General features: G+C 44.1%; 14 protein-coding genes. All 14 read left to right on the forward strand.

The window, feature by feature from the left end; translation table 11 throughout:
* Nucleotides 1-1797 (forward strand): tetratricopeptide repeat protein (locus NP596_RS01790; RefSeq protein WP_256613491.1); only part of this gene is annotated, 1797 nt, incomplete at its 5' end.
* A gap of 49 nt (nucleotides 1798-1846) precedes the next feature.
* Nucleotides 1847-2560 (forward strand): polysaccharide biosynthesis/export family protein, encoded by a 714-nt coding sequence (locus NP596_RS01795; protein ID WP_256613492.1) that lies wholly within the window; start codon nucleotides 1847-1849, stop codon nucleotides 2558-2560.
* A gap of 40 nt (nucleotides 2561-2600) precedes the next feature.
* Entirely contained in the window at nucleotides 2601-4130 is a 1530-nt protein-coding gene (locus NP596_RS01800) for an XrtA system polysaccharide chain length determinant (protein WP_256613493.1), read from the forward strand.
* Nucleotides 4131-4145: 15 nt separating this feature from the next.
* Nucleotides 4146-5042 (forward strand): XrtA-associated tyrosine autokinase, encoded by an 897-nt coding sequence (locus tag NP596_RS01805; RefSeq protein ID WP_256613494.1) that lies wholly within the window; start codon nucleotides 4146-4148, stop codon nucleotides 5040-5042.
* The gene (locus tag NP596_RS01810) at nucleotides 5029-6624 is read left to right on the forward strand and encodes a TIGR03016 family PEP-CTERM system-associated outer membrane protein (protein WP_256613558.1); all 1596 of its coding nucleotides are present in this window, start codon (nucleotides 5029-5031) and stop codon (nucleotides 6622-6624) included. Before NP596_RS01805 ends, NP596_RS01810 begins: the two co-directional genes overlap by 14 nt.
* An 18-nt stretch (nucleotides 6625-6642) precedes the next feature.
* Nucleotides 6643-7668 carry an XrtA/PEP-CTERM system-associated ATPase gene (locus tag NP596_RS01815; protein WP_256613495.1) on the forward strand — a complete coding sequence of 342 codons (1026 nt, stop codon included), beginning with the start codon at nucleotides 6643-6645 and terminating at the stop codon, nucleotides 7666-7668.
* The gene (gene wecB / locus NP596_RS01820) at nucleotides 7649-8800 is read left to right on the forward strand and encodes a non-hydrolyzing UDP-N-acetylglucosamine 2-epimerase (RefSeq protein WP_256613496.1); all 1152 of its coding nucleotides are present in this window, start codon (nucleotides 7649-7651) and stop codon (nucleotides 8798-8800) included. Before NP596_RS01815 ends, wecB begins: the two co-directional genes overlap by 20 nt.
* A 6-nt stretch (nucleotides 8801-8806) precedes the next feature.
* On the forward strand, nucleotides 8807-9673 hold the full coding sequence (locus NP596_RS01825) for an XrtA system polysaccharide deacetylase (protein WP_256613497.1): 867 nt from the start codon (nucleotides 8807-8809) through the stop codon (nucleotides 9671-9673).
* On the forward strand, nucleotides 9670-10689 hold the full coding sequence (locus NP596_RS01830) for a FemAB family XrtA/PEP-CTERM system-associated protein (protein ID WP_256613498.1): 1020 nt from the start codon (nucleotides 9670-9672) through the stop codon (nucleotides 10687-10689). Before NP596_RS01825 ends, NP596_RS01830 begins: the two co-directional genes overlap by 4 nt.
* Nucleotides 10690-10696: 7 nt before the next feature.
* Entirely contained in the window at nucleotides 10697-11908 is a 1212-nt protein-coding gene (locus NP596_RS01835; RefSeq protein WP_256613499.1) for a TIGR03087 family PEP-CTERM/XrtA system glycosyltransferase, read from the forward strand.
* Nucleotides 11901-13034, forward strand: coding sequence for a TIGR03088 family PEP-CTERM/XrtA system glycosyltransferase (locus NP596_RS01840; protein WP_256613500.1), 1134 nt, complete (start codon nucleotides 11901-11903; stop codon nucleotides 13032-13034). Before NP596_RS01835 ends, NP596_RS01840 begins: the two co-directional genes overlap by 8 nt.
* Nucleotides 13035-13054: 20 nt before the next feature.
* Nucleotides 13055-14941 (forward strand): XrtA/PEP-CTERM system amidotransferase, encoded by a 1887-nt coding sequence (locus NP596_RS01845; protein ID WP_256613501.1) that lies wholly within the window; start codon nucleotides 13055-13057, stop codon nucleotides 14939-14941.
* A 91-nt stretch (nucleotides 14942-15032) separates the two neighbouring features.
* Complete coding sequence (locus tag NP596_RS01850) at nucleotides 15033-15641, forward strand: hypothetical protein (RefSeq protein ID WP_256613502.1); 609 nt, start codon at nucleotides 15033-15035, stop codon at nucleotides 15639-15641.
* An 11-nt stretch (nucleotides 15642-15652) separates the two neighbouring features.
* On the forward strand, nucleotides 15653-15928 hold the full coding sequence (locus NP596_RS21965) for an HPr-rel-A system PqqD family peptide chaperone (protein ID WP_371927881.1): 276 nt from the start codon (nucleotides 15653-15655) through the stop codon (nucleotides 15926-15928).
* The last annotated feature ends 4 nt before the right edge of the window (nucleotides 15929-15932 follow it).

Here is a 15932-nt window from a genome sequence, read left to right on the forward strand (position 1 = left end):
TTTAAAATAAAAATACATGCAAAACAAAATAAATCAGACTCGGTTATTGAAGATTATAAGGCTTTAATTGAGCTATATCCGGATACGGAAAATTTTAAATTGAGTTTGGCGTCATTGTATTCAATGACAGACCGATTGCAGGCGGCAGAAACGTTGCTGCGAGAAATGATTGAGAAAAACAAGGAAAGGACTGAGTCAAAAATTATTTTATTGGAGTTTTTAAATGCAAAAGCCAAGGATAGAGTCGCAAGCGAGCTTAAAGCTATGCTGGCGGGGTGGACAGACAATCCAGCAGGTATGTTAGAGCTATCAAAATGGATGTTAGTATCGGGTTATTTAAACGAGGCGGAAAATGGCCTGGAAAAGATAGTGGCAATTGAAAAAAATAGCTCGCTAGGTTTAACCGCGAAAACGATACTTGCAGAAGTTTATATAAATAAAAAACAATATGATCAGGCTGATGCGGCGATTTCTGCTGTTTTGAATGAAAATTCTGAATTTGTTGAGGCTAATCTACTTAAAGCCCGGTTGTTTTTGATCAACAATAAAGTTGACGATGCCATCGATTTGTTGAATAAAGTCGTTTGGGCAAAGAACGATTCCGATAACGCGTTTATGCTTTTGGGTCAAGCTTATACAATTAAGAAAGACTGGAAGCAGGCTGATAAAAATTATAAACAAGCCTTGGAACTGAACCCGGCTAATTTACAGGCATTTGTGCCGATATATGGTGGATATTTACAGGCAAACCAAAAAGAAACGGCGCGTCAGCTTTTAGGAAAAGCCTTGAAAGCCAAACCTAATCAAGTGATGCTATTAACATATAAAGCAGAACTGGATGTTTCTGAATTGCGTTGGGACGAAGCCCAGGAATCGGTTCAACGTATTGCGTTATTTTCGAAAAATAAAGCGATTCCTTTATATTTACAAGCAAATATACTTCAAGGTAAGGGGCAATATGCCGAGGCAGTAAAACTATATAAAAGATTGTTAGATGAATTTCCCGGTCATCTCAACTCTTTGGTAAATTTGGTAAGAGCTTATGATGGACTTAAACAGCGGGAAAAGTCAGTGTCATTTCTTGAGGAAATGCATGATAAGCATAAACAAGATTTAACGGTGGTTGGAGTGCTGAGCGATTTGTATATAGCCGATAAAAAATACGATAAAGCTAAACAACTCATTACCAATCAAATCAAATTGCTACCCGATAATTCCGTTTCGCTTTACTTGGCGTTGGCAAAAATAGAGGCGTCATCGCAAAAGTCCATAGATGGTGCCAAACAAGTGTATTTGCAAGGGTTGCAGGCTAACCCCGATGATCCTCAGCTATTATTTGCGTTAGGTGGGTTGTATGAACAATTGAACGACAAAAAAGCTGCGCGCAGCGTGTATGAGCAGATAATCGCAAAAAATCCGGATAACGTAACAGCCACTAATAATCTTGCTTCATTATTGATTGAGTCTGATCAAAAGGAAGATTTGGAAAAGGGGGTGAATATGGCTATGCGTTTTAAGGATGCTGAAAATGTATACCTTCAAGATACTTATGCATGGGCTTTGGTTAAAAATGGAAAAGTTAAAGAGGGGCTGGCAATTTTAGAGTCGCTAATTGTAAAAGAGCCGAAGATGGCAGAGCTTCGATATCATTTAGGCCATGCTCATTTTATTAATGGTAACAAGGCGACAGCGCTTGTTGAATTGAAGCAAGCTATCGCTTTAGCAGAAAGCCAGCAACGGAATTTCTCCGGTAAAGATGATGCCAAAAGGCTTGTAAAAGAACTTAGTACTCGTTAATTGAATAACAGATATCATCATAGTGTTTTCGTGGCAGGATTTTTTAAAAATGATAAAAACTAAACCTTACGCTGCATGGCTTAAAATTTATTTATGTGTGACTTTAATAACCGCAGGTGGCTGCGCCCAGCCGTTGTTGGAAGATGTTAAGCAATCCGCCGATTACACATATCAAATTGGGCCTGGAGATAGTGTCAATATTTTTGTGTGGGGTAATCCTGAGTTGTCCACTTCTGCAGCCGTTCGCCCGGATGGTAAAATTACGGTACCGTTAGTGGAGGAATTATTGGCTAGTGGAAAAACTCCCTATCAATTGGCAAGAGATATAGAAAATATATTAAAGGTTTATGTGAAAAGCCCTCAGGTAGTAGTCATGGTGTCGGGCTTTAAAGGGGTAAGCGATCAACAAATCCGCATCATAGGCCGTATTGGCGGTGGTAGTTCGGGTTCATCTTCGCTCGGTGGTGGTGGCGGTGGAGGTATGGGAGGCTTATCCGGCGGAGGAAGAGCGGGGGGGGGTATTGGGCGCTACCAAGGTAAAACAATTCCCTACGAAAGAGGAATGACTTTGCTTGATGTCATCATTCAGATTGGCTTAAATCAATATGCCGATGGCAATAGGGCTAGTGTAATCCGCGCGATAGACGGGGAGCTAAAATCCTATCGTGTACGAATTGATGATTTAATAGATGATGCGGATTTGTCTGCAAATGTATTAATGATGCCTGGCGATATTTTGATTATTCCAGACGCATATTTTTAATGTTGATTTTTGACTCTTTCATATAAAGTATCCTAATAAAATGCAACAAGAGTTATCCGAAGTCTATTTCTATTTAAAAGGTACCCTTAAATACAAGCGATTAGCTATTTTGTTTGCCTTATTGGTGTGCATATGTGGCTGGTCATTTGTTTTTTCGATGCCGGATAAGTTCGAGTCGAAAGCTAAGGTACATATCGATTCCTCCACTGTCATCAGGCCTCTGATGCGCGGAATGGTCATTGAGCCCGACGTTTCGGCATTAATTAGAATTATTCAACAATTAATGTTTACCAGACCTAATTTAGAGAAGATTATCGAGCTCTCTCATTTAAAAGCGGAAAAAACAGGTGAGGTTATTAGCAGCGATTTTATTGAAGAATTGAAAAAAGATATTACTATCTCTGGCGCCAGGGATAGAGATATTTTTGATATCGGTTATTCGTCAACCGATCCCGAAACGGCCAAAAGTGTCGTGCAGGCAGTGCTTACAGTGTTTTCCGAGCAAGCTCAAGGCAAAGCCATGGCTGATGCTAGCGATGCTCAACATTTTATAGAACAACAGATTAGGGATTATGAGATCAGATTGCAGGAGGCTGAAAAGGCAAAAGAGGACTTTAAAAGAGCTAATTTGGAATATCTAACAAGCGATTCCGATCAATTCCAATTATTAAACCAATTAAAAGAGCAGCTTATTTCAGCGACTGCAAATCAAGAGCAAGCGGTAGCAAAAAAGAATGTTTTGGCTGAACAAGTGAAAAATATTCAAGAGTCCGATGAAGACTGGGGTGTTACAAATATCTCCGAAGAAGTTTCCCATGAGGATTCAAGGATATCTGCGCTAAAGGATAAAAAAACGGAAATGCTAATTAAGTATACGGAAAATCATCCGGAAGTTCATGCAATTGATAGGTTAATCGAGTCCTTAAAAGAGCAAAAAGAACAAAATAAAAAGGGTGTTGCCTTGGAAACTGACTGGATTGGGCCTCAGAAAATGTCCAACCCTTATGTGCAAAGCTTGAAAATCGCATACGATAATTCCGAAGCGGAGGTGGCTTCAATTCAGGCTTTAATAGATTCAATAAAAACGAGGATCAATCAAATTGAGCACGGGTTGAATGAGAGGCTTGCTATTGAAACCGAGATGAAAAATCTTAACAGGGATTATCAAACAATAAACGGTAAATATTCGGAATTGTTAGAGAGGCGGGAGCAGGCCCATATAACAGAGCGAGTGGACGACCAAACTTCGCGTTTAAAGTTTAAAATAGCGGATCCGCCAACTAGGCCAAGCAAGCCCTCCTCCCCAAATAGAATACTGTTCTATTCTATAATTTTAGTGGGTGGAGTCGTTAGTGGGTTCGGTGTCGCTTTCTTGATCTACTTTATTCGTCCTGTTTATATGTCTAGCCGGCAAGTTAGGGTTGTTACAGGACTGCCTTCTTTAGGTAGTGTGTCATTAACGACTATTGGAATTAATAGAGAGAAAAGTATAGATTGGGTGCTATTAATTACAATTTCGTTAATAATAGTGGGCTATATTGGTGTTATGTTATTTGATTTTCTCAAATAATTATAGGTAAGTCTTATGAGTATTATTGAAAACGCTTTGAAAAAAGCAAGTAGTCAAGGCTTGATTGAGAAAAATAAATCGGATAATGTATTAAAACATAGCGATGATTTGAGTTTTGTTGTTGAAAATAATGACTGTAATCCCGTTAACGAAGATGATTCCTTAATCTCTAAAGATAATCAGGTCACAATAAACTGGGAAGCTTTAGCGGCTGAAGGCTTTATTGATCACAATGATACTAAGTCTCAGCTGGCTGAAGAGTTTAGAGTCATTAAGCGTCCCTTAGTGAATAATATTCAAGGGGGTGAAGTAAATGGGATTTCACGTCCTAATTTAATTTTAATATGTAGCAGCCTTCCTGGTGAAGGTAAGACCTTCGTATCCATAAATTTGGCTTTAAGTATAGCTAACGAGTTGGATAAAAGTGTTTTATTAATTGATGCCGACGTTGAAAGGCCTAGTGTTTCGAGGCAGCTGGGAATTAAACAGTCGCCTGGTTTGATAGAGTACCTCGAAAACGATAAAATAAATTTTTCGGATATTTTATTAAAAACCGACTTATCTAATCTTAATGTTATACCTGCTGGAAAAAGGCATAAATATTCGACTGAGTTATTATCCAGCCAAAGAATGTATCTGTTCGCCGAAGAGGTTAGCCGGCGTTATAAAGATAGGGTCGTTATTTTTGATTCGCCGCCTTTGTTAGTGGCTACTCAAGCTCAAATTCTTGCTGAATTAGTTGGTCAGGTTGTATTAGTGATAGCCGCGGAAGAAACCCCTCAAAATGTTGTTAACGAATCGATTTCCAAGTTGGCAAATTGCGATGTAGTTATGACCCTTCTGAATAAAACCAAAAAGGAGCTTGATCTATACGGATATAACTATGGTTATGGTAAGTATGGGCATTCATAAGAATGACAATAAGTTGCATAAAATAACGTTTAGGTTATTTGCAATTCTTTTTTCGTATGAATTCTTTTTTTCGGAGAATGTTTCGGCTTTCGATTGGCGAGTTCGCCCGAGCCTCTCGATGAGCGAGGTATTTTCTGATAATTTAGAGTTATCCGATAATGCTAAAAAAAGCGGTTTTGTTTCTGAAGTTTCGCCAGGTATTTTAATTTACGGTTCCTCACCATGGAGTAATCTAAATTTAAATTATCGATTACAAGGTCTTCATAATGCCGGAGGAAGCGATGCATTTGACATAAACCATCAATTGCAAATGAATTCTCTCTATCAGGCTCTACGAAATACTCTTTTTATACAAACGAGTAGTTCCATAAGTCAGCAAAATATCAGTAATACGTTTATCACAACAGATAATTTAACCGGAAACAATAGCAGAGTCGAGTCGAAGAATTTCAGTATTTCGCCTTATTGGACACCGCATTTCGGTCAATATGCCAATGGCTTATTCAAGGTTGGGTACCAAAAGTCCAGTTTTGACACTACAAATTCAAACACAGCTTCGTCGGCTCTACTTAATCAACTTTCGGATTCGGAGTCCTTTTCAAGGCAAGCCAGATTATCTAGCGGAAGCAAATTTAGTTCAGTAAGATGGAACCTGAACTATTCTTCCGATGATCAGAGTCGCGTGACGGGCAGTGATGTGCGTTTTGAGCAGTATACAGGGGATGCCCGTTATTACTTTAATAGAAAATATAATGCCTTTATTCGGGCTGGTTACGAAAACAATGATTTTGAAACCGCATCCGATAGCGTTAATAACGGTTTTTTTTATACTTTCGGCGCGCAGTGGAATCCAAGCATGTTTTATTCTCTCGAGGCGGGTTATGGAAATAATAAACATGTCACTGTTCGCGTTAATCCATCGGCCAATCTATCCGCATTCGTTACCTTTCAAAATAAGGAGGTAGGTTTAAATACCGGTAATTCATGGGATGCAAATTTACTCTATCGCGCGAAACAAGCTTCCGTTCGCTTTACTTATTCTCAAGATACCACGACAGTTCAGCAAGTATTAGCCAATCAATTAATTTTTGCGGATCCTGATGAAGATGAGTCGTCAAATACGTCAGATCCGTCGCTTCTTGTTTTTAATCCTAATTTACCTAATTTAGGATTGGGTAACGATGTGATTATCAACAAGCAGGCTAATTTATCGTTTACCTTTCAAACCGGCAAAAGTTTTTACAACGCTTCTCTTTATAATACGCGGCGAAACTACGAGCCTAGCCTTGTTGAAGATAATGTTTATGGGGCTTCCGCCGGCTGGCGTTGGCAATTCGATCCCCGATTAAATTTATATTTGCGGCCTAACTGGCAATCCACGGATAGTTCGAGCACCTCGGCGGGAAATAGTCAACGCTATGATGTTGCTTTAGGGTTGACGCGAGGTATGTCCATTAATTTAGGCCGGCGGTTGTTGATGAATACTAGCCTAGAATTTCGGCATATTAAACAACAATCCGACGTTTCTACAAATGATTACACCGAGAACCGTGCAACAGCCAATTTTGCGGTTCGATTTTAAAATATCCACCTTAAATTTATGTACGACGGATTTTATAACTTAAGTCAAAAGCCTTTTCAATTAAGCGCGGACCCGGATTTCTTTTTTCAAAGTTCCGTTCACAAACGAGCCTTGGCGTATATGCAATATGGTTTGACGCAGGGAGAAGGTTTTGTTTTGGTGACCGGTTCTCCCGGCACGGGTAAGACCATGTTGGTCAAAAGTTTGGTTAAAAATTTAAATAAAGATAAATTATTGATCGGCGTCATGATGACGTCTCAAGTGGGGCCGGAAGATACCTTAAGGCTGATAGCCTCGACATTTGGTTTTCAATATTTGCATAACGATAAAGCCAGTCTGTTAAATAGTTTCGAAAAGTTTATTATTGAAAAGGCTAGAGAAGGGCGGCGCTTGTTACTGATAATCGATGAAGCGCAAAATTTGCCCAAACAGTCGTTAGAAGAATTGCGGATGTTGACCAATCTGGATGTAAACGGCACTCCCGTTTTTCAAGTCTTTTTAGTGGGTCAACCGGAGTTAAAACGCACAATATATGCTGCCGATATGGAACAGTTAAAGCAGCGTATTGTTTCTACTTTCCATCTCGATCCGTTGGATGAAGAAGAAACTAAGGAATATATTTTATTCCGGTTGCAAACGGCAGGATGGCAAGGCAAGCCCGAGTTTGATCCCAAGGTTTTTGCGGATATACACGATTTTTCCGCTGGAACCCCCAGACGGATAAATTCTTTATGCGATCGTTTGCTTTTATTTGGCTATTTAGAAGAACTCAGCGTTTTGGACAGTCAGGCTGTCGAAAAAGTCATATCGGAAGTGAATGAGGAGATGCAGTTAGAAGATCGAGAAGAACAGGCTGCATCGTCTCCTATGTCATCTATTCGCTATTCCGATGTTGAAGCGGGATCTTTCGAAGAGCGCTTGCTGCGTTTGGAAAACGAAGTGCTTAATCTTCATAATATGGCTAATAAGGAAAAGGCTTTGCTTAGAAAGGCAATTTTAATTCAGCTAGATATGGATACGGTTTATGACAGCGGTAAAAAATAACGCTACACCGCCAAAAGTTCTGGTATGCGTGGTGGGGGCACGGCCTAATTTTATGAAAATGGCTCCTATTATGAGGGCCTTGCAAAACGTTAAGCATTTAATAGCGCCTTATTTGGTTCATACCGGCCAGCATTACGATCAAGCCATGAAGGATACTTTTTTTCAACAATTAGGTATTCCTGAGCCGAACATGGACTTAGGCGTGGGTTCCGGGACTCATGCGGCACAAACCGCTAATATCATGCTCAAATTCGAACCCGTTCTTGATGAGGTGAAACCATTTGCGGTGCTGGTGGTGGGGGATGTCAATTCCACCATCGCTTGTGGGTTGGTGGCTGTGAAAAAACAGATTCCTTTAATACATGTTGAGGCTGGCTTACGCAGTTATGACCGGGAAATGCCGGAAGAAATAAATCGGATATTAACCGATCAGTTATCTGACTTGTTATTGACCACCGAGCGGGCTGCCGCGGATAATTTACTCAAGGAAGGCGTTTCCGAACGGCGAATATATTTTGCGGGAAATGTGATGATAGACAGCTTATTAAGTAATTGTAAGCAAGCGTCTTCGTTTCAGGAAACTCTTCATAATTACGGCGGCAACCAAAATGTTTCAGAAAAAAACTATGCCTTGCTTACCTTGCATAGGCCTTCAAATGTCGATGATCCTGCCACGCTCGCGCGTCTGATCACGGTGATTTCCGAGGTAAGCCGGAAATTGCCGGTCATTTTCCCTGTGCATCCCCGTACCCAGCAAAAGATTAGTCAGGCTGGTTTATTATCTGAATTGCCTGAAGAACGGGTGATAATGTTGCCACCAGTCAGCTATCTGGAGATGCTGGGTTTGATGCAGGCTGCTAGGTTGGTACTCACTGATTCGGGCGGTTTGCAGGAGGAGACTACCGCTTTAGGCGTGCCGTGCGTAACTTTGCGCGAAAATACCGAGCGGCCGATTACCGTTACCGAGGGCACCAATACCGTTGTGGGCACGGATCCGGTTAAAATCATGCAGTGTGTCGAAGAAGTGTTAGCCAACGGCGGCAAAAGTGGACGCGTGCCCGAGTATTGGGATGGAATGGCAGCGCAACGTATCGTTGCGGAAATTGTTCGCCGCTATCTGCCGGATAACTGAATTCATATGACGCAACGTGCAATCACCAATGCTATGACGGTTGACGTCGAGGATTATTTCCAAGTCTCGGCGTTTGAAAAACATATCGATAAATCCCAGTGGGATACGTTACAACATCGGGTTGCCGACAATACTGAACGCATTCTGGATTTATTTGCCCAGCATCAAGTTAAAGCCACTTTTTTTACACTGGGCTGGGTGGCGGAGCGTTATCCGGCGGTGGTGAAACGCATTGTCGCCGAGGGTCACGAATTGGCCTCGCACGGCTATGAGCATATTCGCGTAACGGAGCAAACGCCCGAGCAATTTCGTGCGGATATCAAAAAAACCAAACGGTTGCTGGAAGACATGACGGGTCAAGCCGTTATCGGCTACCGTGCGGCCAGCTATTCGATAGGTGCCAAGAATCTTTGGGCTTTGCGGATTTTGGAAGAAGAGGGGCATTTATATAGCTCCAGCATTTATCCGGTCAAACATGATTTATACGGCATGCCATCGGCGCCGCGGTTTGCTTTTCACCCGGATAATACGCAAAACTTGCTTGAGCTGCCGATTACCACCCTAAAAATTCCAGGTAAAAATATACCTTGCGGGGGAGGCGGTTTTTTTCGGCTGTATCCTTATCTGTTTTCCAAAGCCGCCTATCAATATCTGAATTTGGTTGAACGGCAAGCGGGTATTTTTTATTTTCATCCGTGGGAAATCGATCCGCATCAGCCCAGACAACAGAACCTGCCGTTTAAATCGCGCTTTAGACATTATTTAAATTTAAGCCGGGTAGAAAGCCGTCTCAATAACTTATTAAATGATTTTGCTTGGGATACCATGCAAAATGTTTTTTTAAGCACTCCACTTGCCAAAACGCCATCATGATTAAACTACTTGAACCTGCTGATTGCCAGCGTTGGGATAATTATGTCAACGCATCCGATGCAGCCAGTTTTTTTCATCTGTCGGCTTGGCGGCAAGTCATGCAACAAGCTTTTTCGCATAAGACTTATTACTACTTTGCCGAACAAGACGGCCAAATCACCGGTATTTTGCCTTTGGTGCATATCAATAGTTTGTTGTTTGGTAATGCCTTAATTTCCAATGCTTTTTGCGTCTATGGCGGCATAGTCGCCAGTAATGATCAGGCTTTTGCGGCCTTGCAAAACCAAGCCCAACAACTGGCGCGTGAATTAGGCGTGGATTATCTGGAAATGCGCAATCGCCAGCAGCAGCATCCGGATTGGCCGCATAAGCAACTTTATGTGACCTTTAGAAAAACCCTGGATAGCGACCATGAAAAAAATATGGCGGCGATTCCACGTAAACAACGAGCCATGGTAAGGGCGGGGATCAAAGCCGGTTTGAGCAGCGTAGTCGATGAATCGGTCGAACGTTTTTATCGGGCTTATTCGGAAAGTGTCAGAAACTTGGGCACGCCGGTCTTTCCCAAACGTTATTTCGAAGTCTTAAAACAAGTTTTTGCCGAGCAGTGTGAGATTTTGATCATCGAACATGAAGGCCGTCTGGTCGCCGGCGTCATGAGTTTTTATTTCAAAGACGAAGTATTGCCTTACTACGGTGGCGGTACCGATTTGGCCCGGGATCTGAAAGGCAACGATTTTATGTACTGGGAAGTCATGCGGCGTGCCGTGGATAGAGGCTGTAAAGTATTCGATTATGGCCGCAGCAAAGAAGGTACCGGCTCTTATCGGTTTAAAAAGCATTGGGGATTCGAGCCCGAGCCATTGTTCTATGAAATCGATCTGGTTAAGGCGCAACAAATTCCCGACATCAACCCGCTTAATCCTAAGTATCAATTATTTATTGCTGCCTGGAAACGCTTGCCGTTACCGGTCAGTCAACTGGTAGGGCCCTGGTTGGCTAAAGATTTAGGGTAATCCGCTTATGACGAAGCTACTCTATTTAGTGCACCGGATCCCGTATCCGCCGAATAAAGGCGATAAGATCCGCTCTTTTCATTTCCTGAAAGCCTTGGCGGAAAAGTACGAAATTTACTTGGGAACCTTTATCGACGACGCGGATGATAAACAGTATGTCGATGCATTAAAGCCTTATTGCAAGTACTGCTTTAACATCGATTTACAGCCTAAATTGGGGAAATTGAAGAGCTTGAGCGGTTTTTTGACCGGAGAGGCGCTGAGTTTGCCGTACTATCGCAATGCAGCGATGCAGGCGTGGGTAGACAAAACGATTGCGGAACACAATATAGAACATGCCTTAATTTTTTCCTCGCCAATGGCCCAATATTTAAAAAATCACCCAAGGGTGGGTTTGGTGGCCGATTTTGTGGATGTGGATTCCGATAAATGGCGGCAATATGCCGGCAGTAAAACCTGGCCGGCCAGTTGGGTGTATCTACGCGAGGCGCAAAAACTGCTGGATTTCGAAACTCATATTGCCGGTCTGGCCAAAACCACGTTGTTTGTATCCGAGCAGGAAGCCCGGTTATTTAAGGAGTTGGCACCCGCACACGCCGATAAAATCAGCTTTGTAAACAACGGTGTCGATACCGACTTTTTCGATCCGGCTTTAACGTTCAACTCACCATTCCCGGAAACCGAATCAGCCATTGTTTTTACCGGGGCCATGGATTATTGGGCCAATGTCGACGCCGTGGTTTGGTTTGCTCAACAGGTGTTTCCGCTGGTGAAGCAACAAGTCTCGGAGGCGCGGTTTTATATTGTGGGTTCAAAGCCGGCCAAAGCCGTGCTGCAACTGGCGGAGAATGACGCATCGGTGATTGTTACCGGGCGTGTGGATGATGTTAGGCATTATATTGCGCATGCCGGTTTAGTCGTGGCGCCGTTGCGGATTGCCCGCGGCATTCAAAACAAAGTGCTTGAGGCCATGGCGATGGCTAAGCCCATCGTGGCAACCTCGGCGGCGATGGAAGGTATTCCCGGTAACCAGTCCTTAAAAGTAGCGGTTGCCGATAACCCTCAAGAATTTGCGGACCAAGTTGTCGAAATATTGCAACAACCTTTGACGGCCGTAGCGGAGCATCGCCGCTATGTGCGGGATGACTTTAGTTGGCGGCATAGCGGGCAAAGGTTATGCCGAATGTTGTCGAATAAGGAGAGAGGCAGCCTTGTCTGAGCAACCGCCTTTGATCGTACACATCATATACCGCCTGGGCGTGGGCGGGCTGGAGAACGGTCTGGTCAATCTGATCAACCGCATGTCGAGCGATAGTTACCGGCACGCTATTATTTGTTTGACCGATAGTACGGATTTCAGCAAGCGCATCCGGCGGCCGGGTGTGGCGATTTATGAAATACACAAAAAACCGGGTCAGGATGGCGAGTCCTTCGTAAAAGTCTACAAATTACTTAAACAGCTTAAGCCCGCGGTAGTGCATACCCGCAACTTGGCCGCCATAGAATATCAACTCTGTGCTTTTTTGGCGGGAGTGCCTTTAAGAGTGCAGGGCGAGCATGGCTGGGATGTATTCGACCCCGAAGGTAACAACGTTAAATACCGATGGTTACGGTTTTTAATGGGGCTGATAATTCATTGTTTTATTCCTTTATCCCAACAACTGCAGAATTATTTGCAGATGAAGGTGGGCATACCCGTCAAAAAAATTACCCGGATCTGCAACGGTGTCGATACGGAACTGTTTTATCCTAGGGAAGGCCAGAGGCAAATGCCTGAAAATTGCCCGTTGCAGTTGGAGAATAAACTGCTGATCGGCACTGTCGGCCGCATGCATGGGGTTAAGGATCAACTGACCTTGGTGAAAGCTTATATACTGGCATGCCAGGAGTCAGCGGTCTTTGCGGACAAAGCCCGATTAGCGCTTATCGGCGATGGGCCTTTACGCGAGTTGGCTGTCAATCTGCTTGAGAAACACGGCTTAGTGGAAAATGTTTGGTTGCCGGGGGCGTGTCACAATATTCCGCAAATCATGCGGAGTTTTGACGTATTTGTATTGCCTTCCAAGGCGGAAGGTATATCCAATACGATTCTGGAAGCCATGGCAACCGGATTGCCCGTGATTGCGACCCGCGTGGGCGGTAACCCGGAGTTGGTTGTCGACGAAACAACCGGTCTTTTAGTGGAAAAGGAAAATGCGCCGGCAATGGCTATGGCTTTGCAAGCGCTTATCGACGACAACGCCAAGCGGCGGCAATTTGCTCAAGCAGCTTTACAGCGGGCCCGGCGGGAATTTTCAATCGATAGCATGGTGGCGCGCTATCAGGCAGTGTATGACAGACATTAATCAAGCCCTAGGGAGCTAATATGTGCGGCATAGTGGGTATTTTTGACATTCATGAAAAATCCGAAATCGATCGGGATTTGCTGTCGCGAATGAATGAATCGCAATTCCACAGGGGACCTGACGAGGGTGGTTTGCATACCGAGCCCGGTTTGGGATTCGGGCATCGCCGCCTGTCAATTATCGATTTGTCCAGCGGCCAGCAGCCCATGCATAGCCAGGATGGCAATGTGGTGCTGACCTACAACGGCGAGGTGTATAACTTTCCGGACTTGCGGCAAGAGTTGGAGGCCTTGGGCTATAGCTTTAGAACCCATTGCGATACCGAAGTCATTTTATATGCCTGGCAAGCCTGGGGGGAGGCGTGCGTCGAGCGTTTGCGCGGCATGTTCGCGTTTGCGATTTGGGATAGAGCGCAACAAGTTCTGTTTCTGGCGCGCGACCGTTTGGGCATCAAACCGCTATTTTATGCGCAGTTGCCGAATAACCAGTTTATTTTCAGTTCCGAACTCAAGGCATTAAGATTGCACCCGCTGTTGCCTAAAACAATCGATTCGACAGCGATTGAGGATTATTTCGGCTTCGGTTACATCCCCGACCCGAAAACCATTTATCAGGGGGTTTATAAGTTGGAGCCGGGTCACTGCTTAACCATTAAAAAAGGTCTGCAGCAATGGAAGCCCAGACAATATTGGGATGTAAAGTTTGAGCCGGGGCAAAACCGGGATGTGGCTGAAGCCGGCGAGGAATTGATCGAGCGCTTGCGGGAAGCGGTTAACATCCGCATGGTGGCCGATGTGCCGCTGGGTGCGTTTTTATCCGGCGGCGTGGATTCGAGTGCGGTGGTGGCGATGATGGCGGGTTTGTCGGCCGATCCGGTCAATACCTGTTCGATTTCCTTCGGCGACCCTAAATTCAACGAATCGCAATTTGCCGCCCAAGTGGCGGAACGTTATCGCACCGCGCATCGGGTGGAGCAGGTCGATCCAGCCGATTTTAGCTTGATCGATAAATTATCCGGTTTATACGATGAACCCTACGCGGACAGTTCCGCGCTGCCGACTTATCGGGTTTGCGAACTGGCCAAAAAACAAGTGACCGTGGCCTTATCCGGTGATGGCGGTGACGAAAACCTGGCCGGTTACCGCCGGCATCGTTGGCATACTTACGAAGACGGAATGCGTAGCTTGTTACCGGATGCATTGCGAGTGCCGTTATTCTCAATTTTAGGAGGCATTTACCCTAAGCTGGATTGGGCGCCCAAGTTTTTGCGCGCCAAATCGACATTGGAATCCATCGGGCGAGATTCCATGGCAGGCTATTTTCACAGCGTGTCGATTATGTCCGATGAGATGCGCGAGCAATTGTTTAGCGATCGGCTAAAAAGCCAGTTGCAAGGCTATCAGGCCATTGAGGTCTTTCGTCGCTACAAAGAACAAGCGCCGAGCGATGCGCTTTCGATGGTGCAGTATCTGGATTTAAAAACTTATCTGCCCGGCGATATTCTGACGAAAGTCGATAGAGCCAGTATGGCGCATGCTCTGGAAGTGAGAGTACCGTTGTTGGATCACAAATTAGTGGAATGGATGGCCACCTTACCGCCCGGGCTTAAATTGCATGGACGGGAGGGTAAATATGTATTTAAAAAATCGTTGGAGAACTATTTGCCCGACGATATTCTTTATCGCCCCAAAATGGGCTTTGCGGTACCTTTGGCAAGCTGGTTTAGAGGGCCGCTAAAACAACGGGTGCAAGACGCCTTGTTAGGTGATACGCTGATACAAACTGGCTGGTTTAACCCATCTTTTTTGCAATATATTGTTACTCAGCATCAGGCCGGATTACGCGATTACAGTGCGCCTATTTGGTCGCTGCTGATGTTTGAGGCGTTCCTGCGAAACAACCTGTAAGTTTTATTGACATTGGCCAACTGGGTAATGGACAGGCGATAACTGATTTGCTAGAGTGCAGCAAGTTCATATTTCTTTAAGGCGATTCGAGATGAAGATAGATAATAAACAAATCGTCCAATCGGACGAAAGTCAAACTAGCGAACAAATGGTTGATAAGTCAAGGCGTTCGTTTGCTAAAGCAGGTGCTGTCGCTCCTGTAATATTGACTTTAGCAAGTAGGCCGGCGCTTGGTGGCGGTGGGGGCGGCGGTGTTTGTTTTACACCGTCTCGCTCTTTGTCTAGGAACACTAGCCTCTCACAGAATGACAAAAATGGTCTTTGTAACGGCAAGTCTCCGGGCTATTGGAAGAACGCTACTGATTGGCCCGTTTCCAAATATACGCCATTTCATCCATTATTTGCAACGGGTTCATATGTAGGCAACACCTACAAAAACAGTAATGGTAGTAGTAAGACGCTGATACAAGTGCTTAATTTGGGTGGAACTGGTGACCCTCAGATGGTTGCCTTTCACATTGTTGGGGCCTATTTAAATGTGCTTGCAGGCTTGGTAAGTGACCAAGCATTAACTGAACAAGGAGTGAGGGATATATGGGCGGAATATGCTAGTGATGGTAGCTATGAAGTGGTAGCGGGGGAGTCATGGAATGGCGAAGATATTAAGAATTATTTGGTTGAAAATTTCATTTCGCCATAGTCGTCATTCTTATGATTCATTCTGCCGAGGGGCTCCGTAGCAGTTTTTTTGCTCATCGGTCATGGTTGGATGGCAGTGTTGTATTTGATAGACGCTCTGGATATACCCATTATTTGGACGCAGAAACGATGGCCGTATTTCTATGCATTCTAAACTTACCTGAATGTGAAGCGAATATAAACAGGGAGACACTTGATTTGCTAGCTAGGCGAATACCCGATATGGCAGAAGTTGACATTGAGCAGTCTTTGCAACAATTGACTAGACTTAATATATTCACAAATTAATTTC

This window comes from Methylomonas rivi, from assembly GCF_024505165.1.
Lineage (GTDB): Bacteria > Pseudomonadota > Gammaproteobacteria > Methylococcales > Methylomonadaceae > Methylomonas > Methylomonas rivi.

Bases quoted from the DNA above. Each gene is read 5' to 3' on its own strand.
- NP596_RS01795 (WP_256613492.1), top strand. From the start codon at position 1,847: ATGATAAAAACTAAACCTTACGCTGCATGGCTTAAAATTTATTTATGT.
- NP596_RS01800 (WP_256613493.1), top strand. From the start codon at position 2,601: ATGCAACAAGAGTTATCCGAAGTCTATTTCTATTTAAAAGGTACCCTT.
- NP596_RS01805 (WP_256613494.1), top strand. From the start codon at position 4,146: ATGAGTATTATTGAAAACGCTTTGAAAAAAGCAAGTAGTCAAGGCTTG.
- NP596_RS01810 (WP_256613558.1), top strand. From the start codon at position 5,029: ATGGGCATTCATAAGAATGACAATAAGTTGCATAAAATAACGTTTAGG.
- NP596_RS01815 (WP_256613495.1), top strand. From the start codon at position 6,643: ATGTACGACGGATTTTATAACTTAAGTCAAAAGCCTTTTCAATTAAGC.
- wecB (WP_256613496.1), top strand. From the start codon at position 7,649: ATGACAGCGGTAAAAAATAACGCTACACCGCCAAAAGTTCTGGTATGC.
- NP596_RS01825 (WP_256613497.1), top strand. From the start codon at position 8,807: ATGACGCAACGTGCAATCACCAATGCTATGACGGTTGACGTCGAGGAT.
- NP596_RS01830 (WP_256613498.1), top strand. From the start codon at position 9,670: ATGATTAAACTACTTGAACCTGCTGATTGCCAGCGTTGGGATAATTAT.
- NP596_RS01835 (WP_256613499.1), top strand. From the start codon at position 10,697: ATGACGAAGCTACTCTATTTAGTGCACCGGATCCCGTATCCGCCGAAT.
- NP596_RS01845 (WP_256613501.1), top strand. From the start codon at position 13,055: ATGTGCGGCATAGTGGGTATTTTTGACATTCATGAAAAATCCGAAATC.
- NP596_RS01850 (WP_256613502.1), top strand. From the start codon at position 15,033: ATGAAGATAGATAATAAACAAATCGTCCAATCGGACGAAAGTCAAACT.
- NP596_RS21965 (WP_371927881.1), top strand. From the start codon at position 15,653: ATGATTCATTCTGCCGAGGGGCTCCGTAGCAGTTTTTTTGCTCATCGG.